Annotated in this window: 20 protein-coding genes; 9 read left to right on the top strand and 11 right to left on the bottom strand. The window is 64.7% G+C overall.

From position 1 onward, the window contains the following. Nucleotides 1-106: 106 nt before the first annotated feature. The 3 genes from NLM32_RS22370 to NLM32_RS22360 form a co-directional block, all read right to left on the bottom strand. A complete protein-coding gene (locus NLM32_RS22370; protein WP_254131044.1) occupies nt 107-1,528 on the bottom strand; it encodes an outer membrane protein in 1,422 nt (473 codons plus the stop codon). 203 nt (nt 1,529-1,731) lie between these two features. Continuing rightward, a complete protein-coding gene (locus NLM32_RS22365; RefSeq protein ID WP_254131043.1) occupies nt 1,732-2,184 on the bottom strand; it encodes a DoxX family protein in 453 nt (150 codons plus the stop codon). 303 nt (nt 2,185-2,487) lie between these two features. Next, on the bottom strand, nt 2,488-4,797 hold the full coding sequence (locus NLM32_RS22360) for an NADP-dependent malic enzyme (RefSeq protein ID WP_254131042.1): 2,310 nt from the start codon (nt 4,795-4,797) through the stop codon (nt 2,488-2,490). Nucleotides 4,798-5,049: 252 nt separating this feature from the next. On the opposite strand from NLM32_RS22360, the gene NLM32_RS22355 reads away from it, so the two are divergent. Next, a complete protein-coding gene (locus NLM32_RS22355; protein ID WP_254131041.1) occupies nt 5,050-7,026 on the top strand; it encodes a hypothetical protein in 1,977 nt (658 codons plus the stop codon). Nucleotides 7,027-7,172: 146 nt separating this feature from the next. Here the strand turns inward: NLM32_RS22355 and aspS are convergent, their stop codons facing one another. Beyond that, on the bottom strand, nt 7,173-8,960 hold the full coding sequence (aspS, locus tag NLM32_RS22350) for an aspartate--tRNA ligase (RefSeq protein WP_254131040.1): 1,788 nt from the start codon (nt 8,958-8,960) through the stop codon (nt 7,173-7,175). 197 nt (nt 8,961-9,157) lie between these two features. Between aspS and NLM32_RS22345 the strand changes: the two genes are divergently transcribed. From NLM32_RS22345 to NLM32_RS22325, 5 genes are all read left to right on the top strand, one after another. Next, on the top strand, nt 9,158-10,630 hold the full coding sequence (locus NLM32_RS22345; protein WP_254131039.1) for a YdiU family protein: 1,473 nt from the start codon (nt 9,158-9,160) through the stop codon (nt 10,628-10,630). 202 nt (nt 10,631-10,832) lie between these two features. After that, complete coding sequence (locus NLM32_RS22340; protein WP_254131038.1) at nt 10,833-11,684, top strand: phosphodiesterase; 852 nt, start codon at nt 10,833-10,835, stop codon at nt 11,682-11,684. Between the two features lies 1 nt (nt 11,685). Then, complete coding sequence (locus NLM32_RS22335) at nt 11,686-12,636, top strand: carbohydrate ABC transporter permease (protein ID WP_254131037.1); 951 nt, start codon at nt 11,686-11,688, stop codon at nt 12,634-12,636. After that, complete coding sequence (locus NLM32_RS22330) at nt 12,633-13,502, top strand: carbohydrate ABC transporter permease (protein WP_254131036.1); 870 nt, start codon at nt 12,633-12,635, stop codon at nt 13,500-13,502. Before NLM32_RS22335 ends, NLM32_RS22330 begins: the two co-directional genes overlap by 4 nt. An 11-nt stretch (nt 13,503-13,513) precedes the next feature. Beyond that, nucleotides 13,514-14,848 (top strand): ABC transporter substrate-binding protein, encoded by a 1,335-nt coding sequence (locus NLM32_RS22325; protein ID WP_254131035.1) that lies wholly within the window; start codon nt 13,514-13,516, stop codon nt 14,846-14,848. A 128-nt stretch (nt 14,849-14,976) separates the two neighbouring features. Here NLM32_RS22325 and NLM32_RS22320 read toward each other — a convergent pair whose 3' ends face one another. Continuing rightward, a complete protein-coding gene (locus NLM32_RS22320) occupies nt 14,977-15,966 on the bottom strand; it encodes a zinc-dependent alcohol dehydrogenase family protein (RefSeq protein WP_254131034.1) in 990 nt (329 codons plus the stop codon). A gap of 104 nt (nt 15,967-16,070) precedes the next feature. On the opposite strand from NLM32_RS22320, the gene NLM32_RS22315 reads away from it, so the two are divergent. After that, nucleotides 16,071-16,970, top strand: coding sequence for a LysR family transcriptional regulator (locus tag NLM32_RS22315; protein WP_254131033.1), 900 nt, complete (start codon nt 16,071-16,073; stop codon nt 16,968-16,970). A 353-nt stretch (nt 16,971-17,323) separates the two neighbouring features. Further along, nucleotides 17,324-18,493 (top strand): ribonuclease D, encoded by a 1,170-nt coding sequence (gene rnd, locus NLM32_RS22310; RefSeq protein WP_254131032.1) that lies wholly within the window; start codon nt 17,324-17,326, stop codon nt 18,491-18,493. A 147-nt stretch (nt 18,494-18,640) separates the two neighbouring features. Here rnd and NLM32_RS22305 read toward each other — a convergent pair whose 3' ends face one another. From NLM32_RS22305 to NLM32_RS22285, 5 genes are all read right to left on the bottom strand, one after another. Then, nucleotides 18,641-20,023, bottom strand: coding sequence for an aspartate aminotransferase family protein (locus tag NLM32_RS22305; RefSeq protein ID WP_254131031.1), 1,383 nt, complete (start codon nt 20,021-20,023; stop codon nt 18,641-18,643). Between the two features lie 158 nt (nt 20,024-20,181). Continuing rightward, entirely contained in the window at nt 20,182-20,349 is a 168-nt protein-coding gene (locus tag NLM32_RS22300; protein ID WP_254131030.1) for a hypothetical protein, read from the bottom strand. 34 nt (nt 20,350-20,383) lie between these two features. After that, nucleotides 20,384-20,947: an isochorismatase family protein gene (locus tag NLM32_RS22295; protein WP_254131029.1), complete on the bottom strand. Its 564-nt coding sequence runs from the start codon at nt 20,945-20,947 to the stop codon at nt 20,384-20,386. Nucleotides 20,948-20,972: 25 nt separating this feature from the next. After that, nucleotides 20,973-21,593 carry a GNAT family N-acetyltransferase gene (locus NLM32_RS22290; protein ID WP_254131028.1) on the bottom strand — a complete coding sequence of 207 codons (621 nt, stop codon included), beginning with the start codon at nt 21,591-21,593 and terminating at the stop codon, nt 20,973-20,975. Further along, a complete protein-coding gene (locus NLM32_RS22285; protein ID WP_254131027.1) occupies nt 21,580-22,197 on the bottom strand; it encodes a hypothetical protein in 618 nt (205 codons plus the stop codon). The genes NLM32_RS22290 and NLM32_RS22285 overlap by 14 nt, the downstream gene beginning before the upstream one ends. 71 nt (nt 22,198-22,268) lie before the next feature. Here NLM32_RS22285 and NLM32_RS22280 point away from each other — a divergent pair, with 71 nt between their 5' ends. After that, a complete protein-coding gene (locus tag NLM32_RS22280; protein ID WP_254131026.1) occupies nt 22,269-23,309 on the top strand; it encodes a LysR family transcriptional regulator in 1,041 nt (346 codons plus the stop codon). Between the two features lie 22 nt (nt 23,310-23,331). Here the strand turns inward: NLM32_RS22280 and NLM32_RS22275 are convergent, their stop codons facing one another. Beyond that, nucleotides 23,332-24,489, bottom strand: coding sequence for an autotransporter outer membrane beta-barrel domain-containing protein (locus NLM32_RS22275; RefSeq protein ID WP_254131025.1), 1,158 nt, complete (start codon nt 24,487-24,489; stop codon nt 23,332-23,334). Between the last annotated feature and the right edge of the window lie 58 nt (nt 24,490-24,547).

Genomic DNA, 24,547 nt, shown 5'->3' with positions numbered 1-24,547 from the left:
ATCATTCTGCAGCAACGTCCTTGTGCGGGGCTGGACACACCCGCCGGCGTCCGCGCGTTAGCTCCCGCGGGCGCCTTGCGCGATCGCTTTGGATCGCGCCTACAACCTAGGGCGTCGGCAAGTGATAGACCAGCGAACCGCGCAGCGTATGGATCGTGCCACCGGCGCTGATGTTGGTGAAGAGGGTGTCCGTGAGATCATCGCGCGTCTCGACATGCGTCATGCGATATTCGGCCCGGGCCGAGATCCTGTCACTGAAGAAGCGCTCGAAGCCGCCGCCAAAGGTGGCGCCATGATATTCGCGCTCCGGACTGGTGCTCTGGAATCCAAAGAAGCTGTACGTGATCGACCGCGCGGTCGAGCCGGTATAGCCGCCGAGCACATAGACCATGGTTTCCGGCGAGACGAGATAGCCAACGCGGCCGCCGACGGTCCAGGCCCACTTCACCGACGCCAGATCCGACGTGACTGTCCCCCCCGCGCCTGCCCCCGTTGCCGTCACGCTGGCCCCGCCATTCGTCGCCACATCGATCAGGCCGAAGGCGCCGACCACCCATTTCGGCGCGATCTGACGATCGTAGCCGATGGTGAAGGTGCCGCCGACATCAACACCACCAAGGCCCGCCGCGTTGAAATCCAGAGCGCCGGGGACCGAAGCCGCCACATGGGGTGTGACGGCATCGCCGCCGATGCCCGCGCCGACATAGACGCCGGTCCACGCCGGATTGATCGCCGGCGCGGCCGCTGCGGTCGTCGCAGGACCGCCAAACTGGCCAAAGCGGTAGGCCGCACCGATCCGGATCACATGCTCCGTCAGATCGTTGGTCCAGATCGGGCCGAGCGGATCGACGGTCGTGTTGTGGCCAAGATCGACATAGCGATACTCACCGCGCAGCGACCAATTGTTGGCAAGGCGATATTCCACGCCCGCCCCCACCGTGTAGCCGTGCGAGGTCTGGGCGGATTCCTGCACTGTGAACGAGGGACCGCCGATGATCGTGTAAGTTCCGCTCCAGTTGTTGATGCGCATCTGGCTGTAGCCGGCGAGGCCGTAGAGCAGGATATCCGGCGTCGCCAGAAATCCGGCACGGCCGCCGATGGTCCAGCCCTGGTCAAGCGACGGCATGGTTGCCGTGGCGATCTGCCCGAAGGCATTCCCGCCCACGCTCAAAGTCGTCCGCTGCCGCGACCAGTCGTAATCGACGAAGCCGCCGACCACGAAGCGCGGTGCAACCTGGAAATCAAACCCGGCGAATGCCGACAATCCGAGATCGGCGCCCTGCAGGCCATCGAAGCTGAACAGCGAAGGCCCGCCGCCAACGGGCGCGAGATTCGACCGCCCCGACGCGAAGTCGAAGCCAAGGCCTGCACCGACATAGAACTGGGTCCAGTTCGCCACGGGCGCCATCTGCGGCGGCACCTTCACGGGCAAGTCGGCAGCATCAGCCGCCGTCGCGGCCAAGGCTGCGGCATGCGCGGCTCCGACAACAATCACCGCACGCGTCAACCGTCGCTTCGAATAAACCACGTGCCGCCCCCGAATTCCCCGAGCCGGTTGAGTCCATTCAACCGGTCGACGGGTCCTATTCGGTTCCAGCAGAGTCCGACAAGGCTAGAAATGCACGCGCTCCACAGCGGCCGCGATTTTGTAGAACCGCTGTGTTCTCAAAGCCATAACGTGTGAATGAAGGTTCACGTCGCGCGCTTATGCGGGCGGAGATTTCTACCCGGCTACACGTCGCCGTAGGCCGTCTCGACCGAGCGCGTGGCGCGGCCATAGCCCATGATCATGAAGAGCGCGCCGATGATCGAGAGATTCTTCAGCGCGTCGACCAGCATCTTGGCGTTGTCCGGCGCCGCCTGATTCCAGAAATCGTAGAACAGGACGGTCGACACCACCATGTAGATGATCATCAGCATCGCGAAGAAGCGCGCGCCGAAGTTCAGCGCGATCATCAGGCCTGCGATGATCTCGAGCCCGCCGAGCGCGATCGCCAGAAGCTGCGGGGTGGTCATCGCGGTCGCGGTCTCGACCTGCTTGGCATAGGGCGCGATCACGTCAGGCACCACGACCTTGGTGGCGATGAAATCGGCAGTGGCCTGGATGGCAAAGAGCTTGGTCGCGCCCGTGTAGATGAAGAGCACGGCGAACAGGATTCGCCCGAAAGTCACGAACGCTGGCATGGTCGGCCTCTTGGCTCAGGCTTTTTGAAATCGGAACTTGGACGCAAGGACCGCGCGATTATGGAGAGTCGTGGGCCGGTTTACAAACGGGGAAATGGAAAACTGCGAGCAATTCAAATCTGGCCGCACGACCGGTGCCCCTTCTCCCCTTGCGGGAGAAGGTGGCGCGAAGCGCCGGATGAGGGGTATCCATCCCCGAGTTCAATCGTGAGAGATGACACGCGGATAGATACCCCTCACCCGTCTCGCCGCTGCGCGGCGAGCCACCCTCTCCCGCAAGGGGAGAAGGAAAGATCGCGCCCCTTACGTGAACAACGTCGGCTGCTGCCGGGCCGCGCGCTCCTGCGCTTCGACCACGGCGACCGCCGTCATGTTGAGGATGCCGCGCGCGGTCACCGAGGGCGTGAGGATGTGGGCGGGACGCGCCGGGCCGATCAGGATCGGGCCGACGGGCAACGCATCCGCCAGCGACTTGATCATCTGATAGGCCACGTTGGCCGTGTCCAGCGTCGGCATGATCAGGATATTGGCCTCGCCCTCCAGCTTGGAGTGCGGCAGCACCATTTTTCGCGCTGCAGCCGACAGCGCGGTGTCGCCCTGCATCTCGCCGTCGGCCTCGATCTCCGGATGCTTTTCCTTCAGCAACTGCGTGGCGCGGCGCATCTTGCGCGACGAGTCGGTGTCGTAGCTGCCGAAATCCGAGTGCGAGACGAACGCGATCTTCGGCTTGATGTTGAAGCGCTGGACGTGGACGGCAGCGAGCGAGGCGATCTCGGCGAGCTCTTCGGCGCTCGGATTGGGCCGCACCTGCGTGTCGGCGATGAAGAAGGCCCCCTTACTGGTGATCAGCAGCGCCAGCGCGGCATAGTCGCTGACCCCCGGCACGAAACCGATGATTTCGCGGACATGCCGCAGATGACTCATGTAGCGGCCCTCGACGCCGCAGAGCATGGCATCCGCCTCCCCGCGCGTCACCGCCAACGCCGCGATCACGGTGTTGTTGGTGCGCACCACCGTGCGCGCGGCATCCGGCGTCACGCCGCGACGGCCGGCGACCTCGACATACGACTGCACGTAGGAGCGGTAGCGCGGATCGTCCTCGGGATTGACGAGGTCAAAATCCTTGCCGGCGCGGATCTGGAGGCCGAAACGCTTGATGCGGGCTTCCACCACCGAGGGACGGCCGACCAGGATCGGCCGCGCCAGCTTCTCTTCCAGCACCACCTGGGTGGCACGCAGCACGCGCTCGTCCTCGCCTTCGGCGTAGATCAAGCGCACCGGCTGGGTCTTGGCCTTGGCAAACATCGGCTTCATGACGAGGCCGGAGCGGAAGGCGAAGCGCTCGAGCAGTGCGGTGTATTCGTCGAAATTGGTGATCGGCCGCGTCGCGACGCCCGATTCCATCGCGGCCTTGGCCACGGCCGGCGCGATGCGCAGGATCAACCTGGGATCAAACGGGCTCGGGATCAGCGAGCCCGGACCGAAGCCCTGCGTCTCGCCGGTGTCAAAGCCCTGCGCCACCGCATCCGACGGCGCCTCGCGCGCGAGCTGCGCGATGGCCTCCACGGCGGCGTGCTTCATCTCCTCGTTGATGGCGCTGGCACCGACATCGAGCGCGCCGCGGAAGATGAAGGGGAAGCAGAGGACGTTGTTGACCTGGTTCGGATAGTCAGAGCGGCCGGTGCAGATCATCGCGTCGGGGCGCACCTTGCGCGCCTCCTCCGGCATGATCTCCGGCGTCGGGTTGGCGAGCGCCATGATCAGGGGCTTCTCGCCCATCGCCTTGGCCATCTCGGGCTTGAGCACGCCCGGAGCTGATAGCCCGATGAAGATGTCGGCGCCGCCGATGACATCGCCCAGCGTGCGCTTGTCGGTCTTCTGTGCATAGACCGCCTTCCAGCGATCCATCGTGGTGTTGCGGCCCTCATGCACGAGGCCGTCGATATCGCAGACCCAGATGTTCTTGCGCTGCGCGCCCATCGAGACCAGCAGGTTGAGCGTCGCGATGGCGGCAGCCCCTGCCCCCGACGCCACGATCTTGACCTCCGAGAGCTTCTTGCCGTTCAGGCGCAGGCCGTTGGTGATGGCGGCGGCGACGATGATCGCGGTGCCGTGCTGATCGTCATGGAAGACCGGGATCTTCATGCGCTCCTTCAGCTGCGCCTCGATCTCGAAACATTCCGGCCCGCGGATGTCTTCCAGATTGATGCCGCCGAAGGTCGGCTCGAGCGCCGCCACGGTCTCGACCACGCGCTCGATGGTGTCGGCGGCGATCTCGATGTCGAACACGTCGATGCCGGCGAATTTCTTGAACAGGACGGCCTTACCTTCCATCACCGGCTTGGACGCCAGCGGGCCGATATTGCCGAGGCCGAGCACGGCGGTGCCGTTGGAGACCACGGCGACCAGATTGGCGCGGGTCGTCAGGGTCGCGGCTTCCGCCGGGTTCTTGGCGATCTCGGTGCAGGCCGCCGCAACGCCCGGAGAATAGGCAAGCGCCAGGTCGCGCTGGTTGGCGAGCGGCTTGCTCGCCTGGATCTCGAGCTTTCCGGGGCGCGGCAGACGGTGATAGGCCAGCGCCGCCTGGTGGAGATCATCAGAATAGGACGACATGCGGTCTCTGCCTCGCGTTATCCGGTCTCAATCATTCATCAACCTCGGCCGGTTCGCCGCAGTGCACACGGAATTTCCGGCTCGTGGAAACCGCGATGAAGCACGGCCGACGCCTCGGTGGCAACATCCGATTGCAATCCCATTAGCAGATCACACGCTCAAATATTTGACAGCGCTAGCTTTCCCTAGACCTCGCGACGTTTCCCGAATATGGCAGGTTGCGCAGCGCACAACGAGCAACTGGAGCTGGGAATGAAGCGGATCCTGATCGGCCTGGTCGCAATCGCGGTGCTCGCCGCCGGCGGATGGTTCGGCTTCAACCTCTACGCCAAACATCGCGTCACCGCCGAGGTCGAGACTGCCTTCGAGTTGATCCGGGCCGGCGGCAACAAGGCGAGCCATGGCAAGGTCGCCTTCGATCTCGTGACCCGTACGCTGACCGTCGAGGACATCGCGGTCGAGCGCACCGCGCAACCGCCGGCCACCGTCAAGATCGCGGGCATCAAGGCGGTTGGCATCAGGCAGATCGACGACAGCAAGGCCGCGGCCGACAGCATCGAGCTGTCGGACACTGAGATCAGATACAGCAGCGTCATGGGCGAGAGGAAGCTGAACGCCATCTACAAGGTCCCGCAGCTTACGGCACGCGACTTTTCCAGTGCGGTTCGTATTCAGGGTTCGCCGGCGTCGGACTCGTTGATCGATCTGTACCGATTTGTTCTGGATCAGCTCGTCAACGTCACCGCATCTTCGATCGCGGCACCGACCATCGCCGTCACTGTCAACCCCGAAACAGGCAGGCCGGGCAGCGGCGGCACCGAGGTCACCTATTCCGGCGTGACGATGCTGAATATCAACCGCGGGAAAGTCGATGCCGCCAAGGTTGACCGCACCGTTCACGTCGTGGATCTGCAACAGCCGGGCAAACCCGATAAGCTTACCCTCGAGCTCTTGAACACGACCACCGACGATTTCGATGTAACGGCATTGGCCGCCGCCCTGGACCCCAAGAGGGTCGATGATGACAGCTATTATCGGATCTACAGGCAGATCTCGGCGGGGCCCTATACGATCACATCCGCGCAAGGGATACGCGCGCAGATCGACAGGATCAGCATCAATGACATCGCCCTGCAACCCTCTAAAATCCAGCGGGTCGAACTCCAGGCATTTATGAGGGACCATTCGACGCCTCCGAGCCCGACAGAGACACGGCGGGCGCTGGAGGCGTTCGCCGTGATGTTCGAGGGCGTGCGTGTCGCCGGTATCGACGTCGGCAAAGTGTCGGTCGGCATGCCGCAAGGAACGGCGAACCTCAACGCGATCAGATACGCAAACGATGAGATTGCACTAGAGGGCCTCGATGCGCCCTCGCCGCAGGGCCAGGTCAGGATGGAGCGCTTTGCGCTGAAGTCCTTCAGCATGGCCAACCTCATGCGGTGGACGGCGCAGTTTTCCAATATTGCGCGGAAGCCCACGCCCGACCAGTTTCTCGACGTGTTCCGTGTGCTCGCCGGCGCTGAGATCAAGGGCGTGACTGCGCCGTTCAAGACCACCAAGAAGCTGGTCACGATCGACACGCTGAGCCTTGACTGGGGTCAGCTGGTTGGCGCGATTCCGAGCAAGGCGCATGTGGTGGCCAAATTCGTCACGCCCACCGATCCATCCGAGCCGAAGCAGCTTCCGTTGATTGCCGCCGGCATCGACAAGCTCGCGATCGACCTCGATCTCGGCGCAGCCTGGACAGAGCCGTCCAGCAGCTTCGCCGTCACGCCGGCAACCCTTGACATCGGAGGGATCGCAAAGGCGCAACTACGCGTCGCGCTCGACAACGTGCCGCGCGGCGTGTTTTCGACCGATCCCGCCCAGCTGATGGGTCAGGCGGCCCGGATCGAGGCAGGCGCGCTCGAGCTCTCGCTGCGCGACAATGGCGGCGTCGATCTCGTCGTGACGCAGTTTGCGCGCATGCAGAACGTCAGCCGTGACGCCGCGCGTCAGGCGCTCGTCGAGAGCATCAAGGCCAACCGCGAGCAAGTTGTTTCCGCCAATCCGGACGCGGACGCAGCCGTGGACGCGATCGCCCGCTTCGTCGAGACGCCAGGCCAGACGCTGTCCATCAAGCTCACCCCGCGCGCCAAAGCGCCGCTGATGCAATTGATGCAACTTCTGCAGACCGACCCGCAGAGCGCGCTGGCGCAATTCAGGATCGAGGCGTCGACGGGATTGTAGAGTTAGCGGTCTCGTGTCCCGGACGCGCTGCGGCACGCAGTGACGCTGCGCAGAGCCGGGACCCAGAAAGCTTCATACTAGCGGAGACGTGGGCCCCGGCTCAGCAGCGCACCACTGCGTGCTGCGCTGCGTCCGGGGCACGAGCCTCACTTCTGCGGCAGGTTCACCTTCACATGCAGCTCGCGGAGCTGCTTGGTCGTCGCATCCGACGGCGCGCCCATCAGCAAGTCCATGGCCTGCTGGTTCATCGGGAACAGCGAGATCTCGCGCAGATTGTTGGTGCCACAGAGCAGCATCACGATGCGGTCGACGCCCGCGGCCATGCCGCCGTGGGGCGGCGCGCCGTACTGGAAGGCGCGGTACATGCCGCCGAAGCGGTCGACCACTTCCTGTTCGCCGTAACCTGCGATCTCGAACGCCTTCACCATGGCTTCCGGCACATGGTTGCGGATGCCGCCCGAGGCGATCTCGTAGCCGTTGCAGGTGATGTCGTACTGGAACGCCTTGATGGTCAGCGGGTCCTGGCCCGTCAGCGCATCGAGACCGCCCTGCGGCATCGAGAACGGGTTGTGCGAGAAGTCTACCTTCTTGTCGTCCTCGTTGTACTCGTACATCGGGAAGTCGACGATCCAGGCGAGCTCGAACCGCTCCTTGTCGGTGAGGTTCAATTCCTCGCCGACCTTGTTGCGGGCGAGACCTGAAAACTTCCAGAACTTGTCGGGATCGCCGGCGACGAAGAAGGCCGCATCGCCCTCCTTGGTGCCGATCTGCGCGCGGATCGCAGCGGTACGCTCCGGCCCGATGTTGTTCGCCAGGGGACCGGCACCCTCGCCGCCCTCGCGCCACATGATGTAGCCCAGCCCGGGCTGGCCTTCGCCCTGCGCCCACGAGTTCATGCGGTCGCAGAAGGCGCGCGAGCCGCCGCCCGGCGCCGGGATCGCCCAGACCTGGTTCTTGGGGTCTTCGAGCATGCGCGCGAACACCTTGAAGCCGGAGCCGCGGAAATGCTCGGAGACGTCCTGCATCTCGATGGGGTTGCGCAGATCCGGCTTGTCGCTGCCGTACTTCCGCAGCGCTTCGGCAAACGGGATGCGGCGCCAGTTCTTGCTGACCGGCTTGCCCTTGGCAAACTCCTCGAACACGCCGGTGATGACGGGCTCCATCGCCGCGAAGACGTCTTCCTGCGTCACAAAACTCATCTCGACATCGAGCTGGTAGAATTCGCCCGGCAGACGGTCGGCGCGCGGGTCCTCGTCGCGGAAGCAGGGCGCGATCTGGAAGTAGCGGTCGAAGCCGGACATCATCAGCAGCTGCTTGTACTGCTGCGGCGCCTGCGGCAGCGCGTAGAACTTGCCGGGATGGATGCGCGACGGCACCAGGAAGTCGCGCGCGCCTTCCGGCGAGGACGCGGTCAGGATCGGCGTGTTGAACTCGAAGAAGCCCTGCCCCTCCATGCGCCGGCGCATCGACTTGATGATCTCGACGCGCGTCATGATGTTCTGGTGCAGCTTCTCGCGACGCAGGTCGAGGAAGCGGTACTTGAGGCGGATGTCTTCGGGATATTCCTGGTCGCCGAACACCGGCAGCGGCAGGTCGCCGGCCGGACCCAGCACCTCGATCTCGGTGACGTAGATTTCGATCTTGCCGGTCGGCAGGTCGTCATTGTCGGTGCTCTTGTTGTCCGCGCCGGCCGGGCGGCGGCGCACCTTGCCGTCCAACTTGACCACGAATTCCGAGCGCAGCTTTTCGGCCTGCGCAAACGCCGGCGAGTCCGGGTCGACCACGCACTGGGTCAGGCCGTAATGGTCGCGCAAATCGATGAACAGCACGCCGCCATGGTCGCGAACGCGATGGACCCAGCCCGAGAGGCGAACGGTTTCGCCGATGTTGCTCTCGCGGAGCGCGCCGCATGTATGTGACCGGTAGCGATGCATGGTCGTCCCAAAATCAATGTCGGAGGATACGAATCGGACGGCCTGAAACGACCGGTCCGAGGTTGCGGCAGGGTTTACCCGACGAGGCCGGGGGCGGCAACCAAAGGAACGGGCTGTTTTGGGGCTGGAGGCGGCCATTTTTGGCCAATCCAGGCCTGAGCCTTTGCCGATCAGCGTTCGAGGCCTATCTTGAGGCCATGACAGTCCATTTCCCCTTCCAGAACTCCTATTCGGCGCTGCCGGACAGCTTCTTTGCCCGCGTCGCGCCGACCCCCGTGGCTGCGCCCCGGCTGATCAAGCTGAACCGGCCCCTGGCGGTCCAGCTCGGGCTCGATCCTGATCTGCTGGAGACGCCCGAGGGCGCCGAAATCCTGGCCGGAAAGACGGTTCCCCCCGGGGCCGACCCTATCGCCATGGCCTATGCCGGCCATCAGTTCGGGCATTTCGTGCCCCAGCTCGGCGACGGCCGCGCGATCCTGCTCGGCGAGGTCATCGACAAGGACGGCATCCGCCGCGACATCCAGCTCAAGGGCTCGGGCCCCACCCCGTTCTCCCGCCGCGGCGATGGCCGCGCGGCGCTCGGTCCGGTCCTGCGCGAATACATCGTCAGCGAGGCCATTTACGCGCTCGGCATTCCGACCACGCGTTCGCTGGCGGCCGTCATCACCGGCGAGCCCGTGATCCGCGAGACCGTGCTGCCCGGCGCCGTGCTGACGCGGGTTGCCTCCAGCCACATCCGGGTCGGCACCTTCCAGTTCTTCGCCGTCCGCCGCGACACCGATGCGATCCGCCGGCTCGCCGACCATGTCATCACCAGGCACTATCCGGACCTGCTTCATGCCGAGCGGCCCTATCACGCGCTGCTCGCCGGCGTCGTGGCGCGCCAGGCCGAGCTCATCGCGCGCTGGCTGCTGGTCGGCTTCATCCATGGCGTGATGAACACGGACAACTCCTCCATCTCCGGCGAGACCATCGATTATGGCCCGTGCGCCTTCATGGATGCCTACAATCCCGCGCAGGTGTTTTCCTCGATCGACGAGATGGGCCGCTACGCCTATGCCAACCAGCCGCGCATCGGCTTGTGGAATCTGACGCGGCTCGCCGAATGCCTGCTGCCGCTGTTCTCCGACGATCAGGAGAAGGCGGTCGCGGAAGCCCAGGACATTCTCGGCGCCTTCTCGGAGACGTTCAGCAACGCCTATCAGGCCGGCCTGCGCAAGAAGGTCGGCCTGTTCACGGAGCGGGACGGCGACGAGGCGCTGATCCAGGACCTGCTCGACGCCATGGCCAAGAACCAGGCCGACTTCACGCTGACGTTCCGCAAGCTCGGCGACGCCGCCGGCGATGACGGCAACGACGTCCGCGCGCAGTTCATGGAGGCGGCAGCCTTCGACGAGTGGGCCGGCCGCTGGCGCGCCCGCATCGCGCTGGAGCCGCAGAGCGCGGCCGAGCGGCAAGCCGCCATGCACGCCGTCAATCCAATCTTCATCCCGCGCAACCATCGCGTCGAGGCCGTGATCCAGGCCGCGGTGAACGACGACGATTACGCGCCGTTCGAAGAGCTGGTGAAGGTGCTGGCGAAGCCGTATCAGGATCAGCCGGAATTTGCCGCCTACGCCGATCCGCCGCTACCGGACCAGCGGGTGCTGCAGACGTTCTGCGGGACGTGACGACGGGCGCCGGCGCGCCGCTACCTCTAATTGGCTCAACGGTGGATTGCGCTTTCAGCTGATCCACCGCGCGCGTGCTCATGCTGTGGACACGTCCCGACCTCGGGAACCGCTGTCATCAAACTGAAACACACGCGCTCTAACGGCCTGTCAGGGCCGTCTTGCCGGAGGCGCCCATCCTCCAACGATCCTGACAAGCGCCATGCCCTTCAAGTTCATCCACATCACCGACACGCATCTCGCGAACCCCGGGCTGAAGCTCCATGGCCTCGATCCGCGCGCGCGGCTGGATGCGGCGATTGCCGACATCAACGCGCACCAGTCGGACGCCGCCTTCGCGGTCGTGACCGGCGACCTCACCCATTGGGGCGAGGCTGAATCCTACGCCAATTTCGCCGATGCGATGGCGGCGCTGAAAATCCCGTACATCGCCATGGTCGGCAATCACGACAAGCGTGTCACCTGCCTCGACACCCTGAAGGCCGCGCCGCGCGATCCCAACGGTTTCGTGCAGGGCACCCGCACCACCGAGCACGGGCTGTTCGTGTTCCTGGATACGCTTGATGAGACCAGTCACGCCGGCGAGATGTGCGCCAGGCGCTTCGACTGGCTTTCGAAGACGCTGGCCGCCGCGCCCGCCGAGACACCGTTCGTCGTGTTCATGCACCATCCGCCCTTCCCGGTCGGCGTGCACGCGATGGACGAGATCGCGCTGAAGCAGAGCGCTGAATTCGCAGAGGTGATCGCGCCCTACCGTTCGCGGATCCGCCACCTCTTCTTCGGCCATGTGCACCGTCCGATCTTCGGCAGCTACGGCAAGATCCCGTTCTCGACGCTGCGCGGCACCAACCATCAGGTCTGGTTCGAGCTCGACGCCAACGTCACCGACCATCTGGCGAGCCACGAGCCGCCGGCCTATGGCGTCGTGCTGATCGACGACCAAAACCTCGTCGTGCACAGCCACGACTTCCTCGACACCAGTCTGCGCTTTCCCTTCGAGCCCCCTGCGGGAATGGACGGCCGCGACTATGCGCTCAATTTCCCGGCGCGGTGACATGAGCCTCGCTGAGCCCGCGGCTCTTCCGGTCGCGGCTGCGGCGCCGCCGCGCCTGCACATCGCGACGCGGTTTTCGGCACGCCTCAAAGCCTCGCTGCCGGCCTATCTGCTGCTGCTGCCCTCGCTGATCTTCCTCGCGCTGTTCACCTACGGCGCGATGGGGCGCGTGCTGATCGACGCACTCTATCAGCGCGCCACGCCGAAGGCGCCGCTGCGCTTCGTCGGCCTCGACAACATCGCCGCGGTGCTGGCGGACCCCGCCTTCACCGGCGCCGTCGTCAACAACCTCATCTACGCCGTCGGCACCGCGGTCCCGAGCATCGGGCTGGCGCTGCTGTTCGCGCTGGCGCTGGCGCGCACCAACGCCGTCACCAGCGCGCTGCGGGCGGCGCTATTCCTGCCGGTGCTGATCCCGATGGTCGCGGCCTCGGCGCTGTTTCTCTTCATCTTCCTGCCCAATGTCGGCCTGCTCGACTACTACATCGGACGGCTGCTGCCGGTGCTGCCGAACTGGCTCGGCGATCCCGACATCGCGCTTTATGCGATCATGATCATCACGATCTGGAAGAACGCCGGCTATTACATGCTGTTCTTCCTCGCCGGCCTCCAAGCCGTGCCCGAAGACGTCATGGAAGCCGCTTATCTCGACGGCGCAGGTCCGTATCATAGGCTGCGCCACATCATCCTGCCGGAGCTCAAGCCGACCTTCCTGTTCGTCACCGTGATCGCCACACTCAACGCGGTGACGCAGGTCGACCATGTCTTCGTCATGACCAAGGGCGGACCGTCGAACGCCACCAACCTCGTGCTGTTCTACATCTACCAGCAGGCCGTCGAGCACTACGACATCGGCATGGCTTCGGCGGCAACGCTGCTGACGCTCGCTGCATTGATGGCCCTCACCGCGCTCTCGTTCCGCACCATGGCGCAACGTGAGGGCGGGCCATGAAACTCATCGATGCCCTCTACAAGGACGCGCCCCTCGCCACCCGCAACGAGATCACGCCAAAACTCGGATTCCTGCTGACGATCCTGCTCGCGCTCGCCTGGCTGATCCCGTTCCTCTGGATGGGCGTGGCGACGCTGCGCCCGGCCTCCGACGGCATCAATTTGATGGCCGAGCTGATGCCGAGCCTGAAGCCGACGCTCAACAACATCAGGGACGCCTGGGAGATCGGCGATTTCCCGCGCTACTTCCTCAACACCACAATCATCTGCACCGGCATCCTGCTGGTGCAGTTCTTCACCATCACGCTCGCGGGCTTTGCCTTTGCGCGGCTCGACTTCGCTGGCAAGTCGCTGATCTTCTATCTGTTCCTGATGCAGCTGATGCTGGTGCCGGTGCTGCTGATCGTGCCGAATTTGCGGATCATCGCGCAATTCGGCCTCTACGACACGCTCGCCGGCGTGATGATGCCGTTCTTCGCCTCGGCCTTCGGCACCTTCCTGATGCGCCAGGCGTTCGAGGCGATTCCGACCGAGCTCGAGGATGCCGCGCTGATCGACGGCGCCAGCCTGATCCAGCGCATCCGGCACATCTACGTGCCGCTGTCGATCCCGAGCTTCTCGGCCTTCGCCATCATCTCGGTGACCAGCCACTGGAACGACTTCCTGTGGCCGCTGATGGTGATCAATTCGCCGGACAAGCGGCCGCTCACGGTTGGCCTCTCCGTCTTCACCGCGACTGCGGAAGGCACGCAGGCCTGGGGCACCATCGCCGCGGGCACGCTGATGGTGATCGCGCCGTTGCTCATCACCTTCCTGATCTTCCAGAAGCGTTTCATCAGCTCTTTCGTCACCTCAGGCATCAAATAGGAGATTTGTCGATGCTGTTCTCCCGCAGGCTCATGCTCGGCCTCGCCATGGCAGGCTCTATGGCTGGCGCCCTCGCCGTCCCGGCGCTGGCCGGTGAAGGTCCGACCGAGATCGATCTGTTCTTCCCCGTTCCCGTCGACGGCAAGCTCGCCCGCGACATGGGCACGCTGATCAAGGAGTTCAACGAGACCCATCCCGAGGTCAAGGCGACCGCGGTCTATACCGGCTCCTATGACGACACGCTGATCAAGACCCGCGCCTCGATCAAGGCCGGCAAGCCGCCGGCCGCCGTGATCATGTCGGCCAACTTCCTGCTCGACATGCAGATCGAGAACGAGCTCACCAATCTCGACAGCCTGATCGCCGCCGACGGCAGCACCAAGGACAAGTTTTTGGGCCAGTTCTTCCCGGCCCTGCAGGGCAACGCGGTGATCGATCGCTCGGTCTACGGCGTGCCCTTCCACAATTCGACGCCGCTGCTCTACATCAATGCCGACAAGGCGAAGGAAGCCGGCCTCGATCCGAGCAAGCCGCCGCAGACCTGGGCCGAGCTCACCGACTGGGCCAAGAAGCTCACCAAGCGCGAGGGCGACAAGGTGACCCAATGGGGCATCGCGATCCCCTGCGCCTACGACTATTGCGGCTGGATGATGGAAACGCTCACCATGACCAATGGCGGGCGCTACTACAACGAGGAGTTCGGCGGCGAGGTCTATTACGACACGCCCTCGATGCTCGGCGCGCTGACCTGGTGGAACGACCTCGTGAGCAAGCACAAGGTCCACCCGCCCGGCGCGACGCCCGGCCCTGCCGTCAGCACCTCCTTCATCTCCGGCAACGCCGCGATGATGATGCTGTCGACGGGCTCGCTGACCTATCTGCGCGAGAACGCCAAGTTCAACTACAAGGTCGCCTTCATCCCGCGCAACGTGCGCAACGCCGTGCCGATCGGCGGCGCTTCGCTGATCATTCCGGCCGGCGTCGAAGCCGACAAGCAGAAGGCCGCCTGGACGCTGATCAAGTGGATGACCTCGCCCGAGAAGAGCGCCTGGTGGAGCCGTGCGACGGGCTATTTCGCCCCCAACATGGCCGCCTACAAGACGCCTGACATGGTCGAGTTCCTGAACAAAAACCCGGACGCCAAGACCGCCGTCGAGCAGCTCGACGTCGCAAAACCCTGGTTTGCGACCTACAAGACCGTGCCGGTGCGCAAGAACCTCGAGGACGAGGTGATGCTGGTCCTCAACGGCAAGAAGCAGCCGAAGGAGGCGCTCGTCGCCGCCCAGAAGGCCGCGGACGAGACGCTGAAGCCGTACAACGCCGAGACGTCGCTGAAGCTGCCGTAAGGGACCTACGTAGGGTGGATTAGCCCGCGGCGGCGCGAAGCGCGGTCGCGGGCGTAATCCACCTCTTCTGCCTCCTCGGATATCAACAGTGGTGGATTACGCCTTCGGCTAATCCACCCTACGGCCTCTCAGATCGTGACCACGATCTTGCCGAACTGCGTATTCGACTCCAGGAAACGATGCGCCGCGACGATGTCCTCGAACGGGAACGTTCGGGCGATGATCGGATTCAACGTACCGTCTGCCAGCCCATCGAGGATGAAAGCCTTGGCCCGCGCAAGGCGCGCGGGATCGCGGGTGATCTCATGCACGAGGTAGCCGCGCAGGACCAGGCTCTTGGTCAGCACGTTGAAGAGCGGGAACGGCGTCGGCTCGGGGCTCAACCCGCCGTATTCGATCAAAATGCCGCCCGGCGACATCGCCGCGGTCAGCGGCTCGAACGCGCGCCCCCCGACCGCATCGAGCACCACGCGGACGCCGTTTGGTCCGGCGATGTCCTCCAGCCGAGCGCCGATGTCCTCCTCATCCGACGCAATGACGTGAGCAGCGCCGGCGTCGCGCAAGGCCTGCCGCTTGGTTGAGGTCCGCGTCAGGGCGACCGGAACGGCACCGACCCGGTTGGCGATCTGGACGGCCGCGAGCCCAACGCTGCTCGATGCCGCCGTGATGGCGACGACGTCCCCTCGCCCGAGGCCCGCGATATCGACCAGCGCGCCGTAAGCCGTGAGATATTGCATCCACATCGCCGCCGCCGTCTCAAAGCTCAGCCCTGGCGGATTCGTCACGACGAGCTGAGCTGGAAACGTCGCGAGCTCGGCATAGGCCGGCCATCGCACCATCGACAGCGGCGGCACGATGCTGACGGCATCGCCCGGCGCGAAGCCGGCAACATCCTCGCCGACAGCCTCGACGAGGCCCGCCGCCTCCAGCCCAAGGCCGGACGGGAACGTCGCAGGCTCGATATAGGTCCCCCGCCGCAACAGGGCTTCCGCGCGGTTGAGGCCAAGCGCCTTGACCCGGATCTGCACCTCGCCCCGTGCCGGCGGCGCGACGTCGACGGTCTCGATGCGCAGCACCTCGGGGCCGCCATGCCGGTGAAAGCGAACGACGCGGACCATTGGATTCACTCCGAAACAATTGAACTGAATGGAGCTATGCCGCGCCCGCCGAAGCGGATAAATCGCAGAACCAAGCGAACAGTCGAAACCAAGAGTTTTCAATCATGGACCGCCTGACCAGCATGGCCGTGTTCGTCAAGGCCGTCGATCTCGGCTCGTTCGCGGCCGCGGCCGACGCCTTCGAGATGTCCGGGCCGATGGTCGGCAAGCACGTGCGCTTCCTCGAAGAGCGCCTGGGCGTCCGCCTCCTCAACCGCACCACGCGCCGCCAGAGCCTGACTGACGCAGGGCAAGCCTATTACGAGCGCTGTCGTGCCGTCCTCATCGAGGCCGAAGCTGCCGACGCGGTCGTCGCCGACGAACAATCGGAGCCGCGCGGAAAACTGCGCGTGACCATGCCTGCCCTGCTGGGACGGCACTGCATCGCCCCCTTGCTGATGAAGCTCGCGCGAAAATATCCGCAGCTCGAGCTCGACCTCTCGTTCGGGGATCCGATCGCCGACATCATCGAGGCCGGTTATGACCTCGCGATCCGGACCGGCGATCTCGACGACCAGTCCGGCCTGATCACACGGCGCCTCGCAAGCCAGCGCATGGTGGTGTGCGGCGCGAGGTCGTATTTGCGCGCCAACGGCAAGCCGAAGAAGATCGACGATCTCGCGGCACATCAGGCGATCATCTATCGCCGCTCCGGACGCGTCCGGCCGTGGCTATTTCCGCAAGCAGGCCAGCCGCCACGCGAGATCATGCCGGCCGGCCGGCTGCGTCTCGATGATCTGGAGGCCATCGCCGACGCCGCCGCGCAGGGCATGGGCCTGGCCTGGCTGCCCTCCTGGCTGGTCCGCGAGCGCCTCGACACCGGCGCGCTGATCGGCCTCTTCGGCGGCCAGGACGAATTCCTCTACGATTGCCACGCGCTGTGGCCGCGCTCGCCGCGCTTGTCGCCAAAGGTCCGCGCCGCCGTGGATATCCTGGCCGTCGCCCTGCCGAAGCTCATGACGTGACCCACGGGCCCGCCCCGTTAACCCTGCGTCCACCATCCGGCCGCCCGCTCTGCCGGTAACCATTTGAATTAACAGAGCGTCAACGCACCGCCGACAAATCTAACGGTGTTTCTGGAGATTTCCGCCGTGGATCTGCTGGTTTTCGAGTTCCTGGGATTGGCGCTGGTTGGCATGTGCCTGATCGTGGTGGCGCTGCCCTGCGCCCGCAAATCCTCGCACCGGATCCGCTACGAGTAGGAATTTCGGCCGACGGGGGCGATTCCGGCCCAATGCAAGGCTCGAATTCGCTCCAACCCCCTTGACATCACAGCGCTTTCGGCAGAACGGCTGATGGCAAGTGTCATGGGCCGTTCATGGATTTGATTACCACCACCGCTGACCTCGCGGCTGCCTGCAGCCGGCTGGCCAAGCACCCCGTCATTACCGTCGATACCGAGTTCCTGCGCGAAACCACCTACTACCCGCTGTTGTGCGTGGTGCAGATGGCCAGTGCCGAGGAAGCGATCGTCATCGACACCCTGGCCGAGGGCATCGACCTCAAGCCGTTCTTCGAGCTGATGGCCAACGAGAGCGTGCTGAAGGTGTTCCACGCCGCGCGCCAGGACATCGAGATCATCTGGCACCAGGCCAACATCATCCCGCATCCGGTGTTCGACACCCAGGTCGCGGCCATGGTGCTCGGCTATGGCGACAGCATCGCCTATGACGCCCTGGTCGAGAAGGTCACCGGCCACCGCCCGGACAAGACACACCGCTTCACCGACTGGTCGCGCCGGCCGCTGACCAAGGAGCAGATGCACTACGCAGTCTCCGACGTCACGCATCTGCGCGATGTGTTCGCAGCACTGGATGCCGATCTGAAGAAGCGCCGCCGCAGCGAATGGGTCTCCATCGAGATGGAGATCCTGACCTCGCCCAAGACCTACGACTTCCACCCCGAACGCGCCTGGGAACGGCTGAAAACGCGGGTGCGCAAGCCGAAGGACCTGGCCGTGCTGATGGAGGTCGCCGCCTGGCGCGAGCAGGAAGCCCAGAGCCGCGACGTGCCGCGCGGCCGCGTGCTGCGCGACGAGGCTATCAGCGACATCGCCACCCACGCGCCGAACACGCTGGAGAAGCTCGCCCATCTGCGCTCGGTGCCGAAGGGCTTTGAGAAGTCCAAATGGGGCGCGGACATCGTCGCCGCGGTCGAGCGCGGGCTGGCGCGGGATTTCTCGACGCTGCCGAAGCTGGAGAAGCCGCGCAACAACAACAATGGCGCGGCGACCGTCGAGCTGCTGAAGGTGCTGCTGCGCATGACCGCCGAGCGCCATGCCGTGGCCAGCAAGGTGATCGCGACCGTCGACGATCTCGAGGAGATCGCAGCCGACGACGAGGCCGACGTGCCGGCGCTCCGCGGCTGGCGCCGCGAGCTGTTCGGCGACAACGCGCTGAAGCTGAAGCGCGGCGAGCTGGCGCTTGCGATCGAGAAGGGTCGCGTGATCGGGGTTCAGCGGGTGGAGGCGGTTAAACCGTCATCCTGAGGTGCGCGCCATGCGCAGCATGGCGAGCCTCGAAGGATGAACGGCCCCGCTGCGGCCAGTCGGGCCGTCGCCCTTCGAGGCTCGCCGAAGAGGCGAGCACCTCAGGGTGACGGGTTGGATTGAACGCCCGGACGAGGGCGAGAGCCCCTACGCCTGCGGCAGCTTGGCCACTTCCGGCTTCATGTCGTCCAGCACGCCAGTGATCGCCGCGATCAGCTCGTCGATCTGGGCCTTGGTGACGATCAGCGGCGGGCAGATGGCGATGGCGTCGAGCATGTTGCGCGAGATCACGCCGCGCTCCTGGAGCATGCGGCTCGCCATACCGCCGACGGCGCCGGGCGTCGCGGCTGCGGTCTTGCGGCCCTTGTCGAGCACGAGCTCGAGCGCTGCGATCATGCCGACGCCGCGGACCTCGCCGACCAGCGGATGGCTGGTGAGCTCGCGCAGCTTGGCCTGCATGTAGCCGCCGAGCTCGGCGGCGTGCGCGACCAGGCCACGCTCCTCGATGATCTTGAGGTTTTCCAGCGCGATCGCCGAGCCGACCGGATGGCCGCCCGCGGTGAAGCCGTGGCCGAGCACGCCGATCTTGTTGCTCTCATCGGCGATCGGCTCGAACATGCGGTCGTTCATGATGATCGCCGACAGCGGGAAGTAGCTGGAGGTGATCTGCTTGGACACCACGATCGCATCGGGCTTGATGCCAAAGGTCTCGCAGCCGAACATCTTGCCGGTGCGGCCGAAGCCGCAGATCACTTCGTCGGCGATCAGCAGGATGTCGTACTTCTTCAGCACCGCCTGGATCTTGTCCCAATAGGTCGCCGGCGGCACGACGACGCCGCCCGCCCCCATCACCGGCTCGCCGAAGAAGGCCGCGATCGTGTCGGGTCCCTCCTTCTGGATCAGCGCGTCGAGCTCCTCGGCCCGGCGCGTCGCGAAGGCTTCCTCGCTCTCGCCGGGCGCGCCGTCCTTGTAGAAATGCGGCGAGCCCGTATGCAGGATGTTCGGCAGCGGCAGGTCGAACGAACGGTGGTTGTTGGGCAGGCCCGTGAGGCTCGCCGACGCAATGGTGACGCCGTGATAGGCGCGCATGCGGCTGATGATCTTCTTGCGCTGGGGCTGGCCGAGCGCGTTCGAACGATAGGCGATCAGCTTGAGAACGGTGTCGTTCGCCTCCGAGCCGGAATTGGTGAAGAACACCTTGCTCATCGGCACCGGCGCGAGCGCGACCAGCTTCTCGGCGAGGTCGATCGAGGGCCCGTGCGATTTGGCCGAGAAGGTGTGATAGAACGGCAGCGCCTGCATCTGCTTGTGCGCGGCCTCGACCAGCCGCTTCTCGTTGAAGCCGAGCCCGACGCTCCAGAGGCCCGCCATCGCCTCGAAATAGCGCTTGCCCGACGCATCGAACACGTACGGCCCCTCGCCGCGCTCGATCACCAGCGGGCCTGCCTGCTGATGGGCCCGCGCGTTGGTGTAGGCGTGGAGCTGGTAGGCCACATCGCGGGCTTCTTGCGAATTGGGCAGGATGGACATTTGCAGGGATCCCTTAAGTCATGACGTCGCCGCTGCGGCCAACGCCATCGCTCGATTGTGAGATTACTTGGCTATTGCGGCGAGGCAAAACTTGCAACGCCAATTCGTCGGCAGCAAGCGCTCAGCAGCGATGCACAAAGCCGCACTCGAGGCAGCGCTCAGGTCGCGCCGTCGTCATGTCCCTCTTGGTCGGCTGCAGCTTCCTTCACCTCGACCAGCGCCATCGAGAGCAGATAAACGGTCGTGGACAGGCCGATCCGGCGCGCCGCCTCGACGGCACGCGACAGATCGCTCGCCAGCTCCTTGAGTTCGTCCTCCCGAGACAATGTCCCACCCATCCATCCGCCGATCGCGTCTCTCTCAGACTGCGACGGCGCCGCTGGTTCTGATCAGTTCGGCGCTGGACTGGAGTTTAGCAAAGTTGGCGATGACATTCACCACCGACTGCTTGTAGGCGGCCGCCTCGATTGTTCCCGGCTGCCGGCAGGCGACGGCATCGACGACCACCTGGTAGCGATGGCTGCGGTGAAATCCCTCGACGGCGGTGGCCAGGATGGTTTCGTCGAGGGAAAAGCCCGTGACCACGCAGCCGACATTGCGGATGCTCGACATGTAATCGGCGAAACGCGACGAGCTGTAGGCCGACGGCAAGGGGTGCTCGAACGTCATCTCGCCCGGACGCGGCCTCGTTTCCGCGATCCAATCGGTCAGTCTGGATGACGGATTGAACCAGGCCGCCTGCGCGATGCGCTTCAAATGCATCACCGGCCAGAGGTTGCTGCGCCACAGCGTCAGCAGTTCCAGGCAGCGCAACGTCGTGGCGTCGCCGTCGAGAATGACGTGGCGGCGCCCGGGGGTCAGATATTCGACCTGGAGATCCGCGCAAACCAGGATCAACGGATCGTCGTGGACGGAGACCGGCATGGTTTTGCGCAGAGCTGCACCAGTTTCAGCGGTCGGCGAGCGCGAGGTCCCGCAGCGGCGACGTCACTGCTCGCCCCGCCGATGCGTCGAGCACGCCCGGCCGGTCCCAGTCGCCCTCCGGGCGGATGATGACGTAGGGATCGCTGTCCAGCGTGATGGCGTCCGGCCCCGGCTCGATCTCCAGCAGCATTTCCGTGTAGGAGAAATCCGAGAAGGTGATCTTGCGATTGTGGCCGAGCGGCTTGGCGCCGAAATGAGCCCAGAAATCGACCAGCCGGTCCTGTGCCTGACCGTAGATCTTGCGGAACCCCTTGCGCTTCACATAGTCGACGCTGGCCTGCACCAGCTTGAACGAGATGCGCGAGCGCCGATATTGGTGACGCACCGCAAGCCGCTCGACCTTGGCGAAGTCGCCGAAGAAGCGCACCCGCAAACAACCCGCCGGCTCGTTGCCGATGTAGCCGATGAAATGAGCGGCAACCATGTCGTTGCCGTCGAACTCCTCATCGAACGGACAATCCTGCTCGGCGAGATAGACCGCGGAGCGAATGGCCGTGACCAGCATGAGGTCGCTCGGATCGCGCGCAAGACGAACTGTGATCGCGCGGGAGTCAGGCTTGGCGAGGGGAATCCTAGTGCCGTGCATCTGAAAAACTCCTTGATTGGATGACCGCGCCCGGCATGAGCATCGGCTGCCGATGCCAGGGCCGCTCGTAACACCAGAGGTCGCGCTGGAAGCTCGAAATGGGCGTAAAGCCCGTAGCCTTCATGATTTCACGTCCGGCCACGGTTGACGGCTGCGCATAGCAGTCCGCGCCGCGAAACCTTATCTGCCGAAGATGCGCCGAGGCCTTGCCGAGACCGGCGATGCCGCGGCCGGTGGCCGCGATCGCCCAGATGTAGATCGCCGAAACATCCTCTTTCGCGGAAGCGAGGTAGTGCGTCTCGGGCGCGGTCAGACAGATATCGTCGAGCAGCAAGGCATCATGCCCGCGGTCGTTGAGGAACAGGAAGGCCATGCCGCCGAGCAGATGGCCGTTCCGACTGAAGGTCAGGATGCTCTCGGGGTCCCAGGCGAAATATGTCTCAAGCTCCATCGTCCCGATCTGCACGCCGGGCACCAGGCGGTGCGCCATTTCCGAAAGCGCTGCGATTTCTCCGAATTGCGCGCACCGGACATCCACCTCGGGGCTCAGCGGCAAGGCATCGAAATCATGCCTTGCGGCAAACGAGCCCCTTTCCATACTCATGTCGTCCCTCTATCGTTCAGGGGTTTTGTACGCCGCTATGGGGGGAAGCTTAGCGGCTGGAGATCAGGAGTATGCAGCAACAATTGCACCGGGGCGCTGCATTGATGCAGCACCATGAAGAAGCGCTAAATGCGTCCTGGGACGATTTGAAACTCTTTTTAGCTTGCGCGAAATTTAAAAGTTTCCGGAATGCAGCCGAAGAGCTCGGGCTGACCTCCACCACATTGATGCGCCGCATCGACCGGCTCGAAGAGAGCATCGGCTGCAAGCTCTTCCTGCGCGACCAGAGCGGGCTCACGCTCAGCGACGAAGGCACCTCGATGATCGCCGACGTCGCGCATATGGAGCGTCACGCCTTCAACGTCTTCCGCCGCGCCTCGCGGTCCTCGAACGACACCTCCGGCACGGTGCGCGTCGCAGTGACGGAAGGCCCCGGCAATTTCTGGATCCTGCCGCGACTGATCGATTTCCAGAAGACCTACCGCAAGATCACCGTCGACCTGCGTTGTGCGATGGAACAAGCCGACGTCGCGCGGCTGGAGTCGGACATCGCGATCCAGCTCGAGCCGCCAACCAATCCCGACCTGATCGTCGCCAAGCTCGGCCGGCTGCACATCTATCCCTTCGTCTCGCGGGACTATGCCGACCTCTACGGCGTGCCGGCGACGCTCGCCGAATTGTCGAGCCACCGCATCATCAAGCAGAGCGCGCCGCAGGTCGACGACGGCGCCTATGCCCGCGTGCTCGGGTTGAAATCGCTGGAAGGCATCGTCGGGATCAAGACCAACTCGTCGGTCGGCGCGCTCTACGCGGTCGAGCGCGGCGCCGGCATCGGCTTCCTGCCGACGGTGTCGATCGCGCTCGGTGCGCCGCTCGTCGCCGTCGACCTCGGCGTCAGCCACCATGCCGACCTCTGGCTGACCTATCACAAGGAGTTCCGCGCCTCCGAGCGGCACAAGATCGTGGTCGACTGGCTGAAGAAGATCTTCGATCCCAAGACCCACCCCTGCTTCCGCGACGAATTCATCCATCCGAACGCGCTGGTGCCGATGATGACGGCCGCGCGCGAAGGCTTTGGATTGTCCGGATACGTTGCCGCGACGCCGAAGTAAGCGCAGATCGTCGTTTTGCGCGTCACCACCGATATTCGAAGCCGATCGTGCCCTGATGCGATGTCAGCTCGTTGCGGAACTTGCCGTCGTAATTGACGTAGAGCCGCGCGGTGTTGGTCAGGCTGAGTGACGCGGAGGCGCCGGCGTCCATGCCGTATCGGCTTTCGCCGATGCCGGGGACGACGATGTTCTGGGTACCGAGGCTGACCTGGACCGAGCCCAGATCCTGGTAGAAATTGTCGACGAACTTGCCGTAGGCCGAGAGGTCCAGGATCTTCTGGTCGAAGATGAAGTAGCGCCCGATCTCGGCGCCGAACATGACGCGCGCACGCGCCAGCGCGCTCGAGCCGACGTTGAGCGGATCGAGTCCGCCCGCCTCCTGGAACGCCGCGCCGGTCGCCCGCACATATTCGAGCGCACCCTTGGGAACGACGCGCATCTGGTCCTTGGTCCAGTAATAGCTGATCTCGGTCAGTGCCCCGTCGACCGCGGCGCGATAGCCCGCCGTGGCGAAGCCGAAGCCGGTGTCCCGGCTGGAGTGGACCTTGCCGAAACCATGCACCAACGCAAAGGCCCAGGTCCACGGTCCCTTGTCGACAGAGCCGTTGAAGCCGATCTGGGTCAGGTCGAGAGTCGCCGACTGCAGCGCCAGCGGCACGTCGATATCGGTATGACTCTGGTCGACGGAGAAGCCGAGATTGACGCCCGGTGCGACCCGCGCACCGAAACCGGCGACGCCACCGAACGTCTTACGCTTGTCGCCGACGAAATCGCCCTGCGGATCGGTTCGGATTGAAATGCCGTAGCCCTCGTACCAGGTGCGGTAACGCGGATCCTCCGTGCTCGCCGAGGCTCCGCCGCCGCCGGGGTTGGTGCGGAAGGCGCGATTGACGCCGCCGGAGGCCTGGTTGCCGAGGCGCTCCAGGAAGTTCGAGCCGAGATTGAGCGCACTGTTGCCGGCCGACTGGTCGTAATTGGTCGCGGTCGGGACCGGCACCGGGGTCGGTGATGCCGTGGGCGTGGGGGTCGGCGTGGGCGTCGGACTTTGCGCCAGCACGGGCGTCACAGCCGACAGCATCACGACGAGCGCGAACGCCATGGCGATTGCCGTCACGATCCGGCGGACGCGGTCCAGCCCAATCATCTGCCGTGTCCCGGTAAGCTGCGAGGCGCAGCGCATGACGAAGAATCCCAAAGCAAAGTGGCGGCCCGCAAAAATACAACACGAACCGTGAGCG

Source organism: Bradyrhizobium sp. CCGUVB14 (genome assembly GCF_024199935.1).
GTDB lineage: Bacteria > Pseudomonadota > Alphaproteobacteria > Rhizobiales > Xanthobacteraceae > Bradyrhizobium.
Note: the sequence above shows the minus strand (reverse complement) of the source record. Positions and strands in the feature narration are given on the sequence as shown.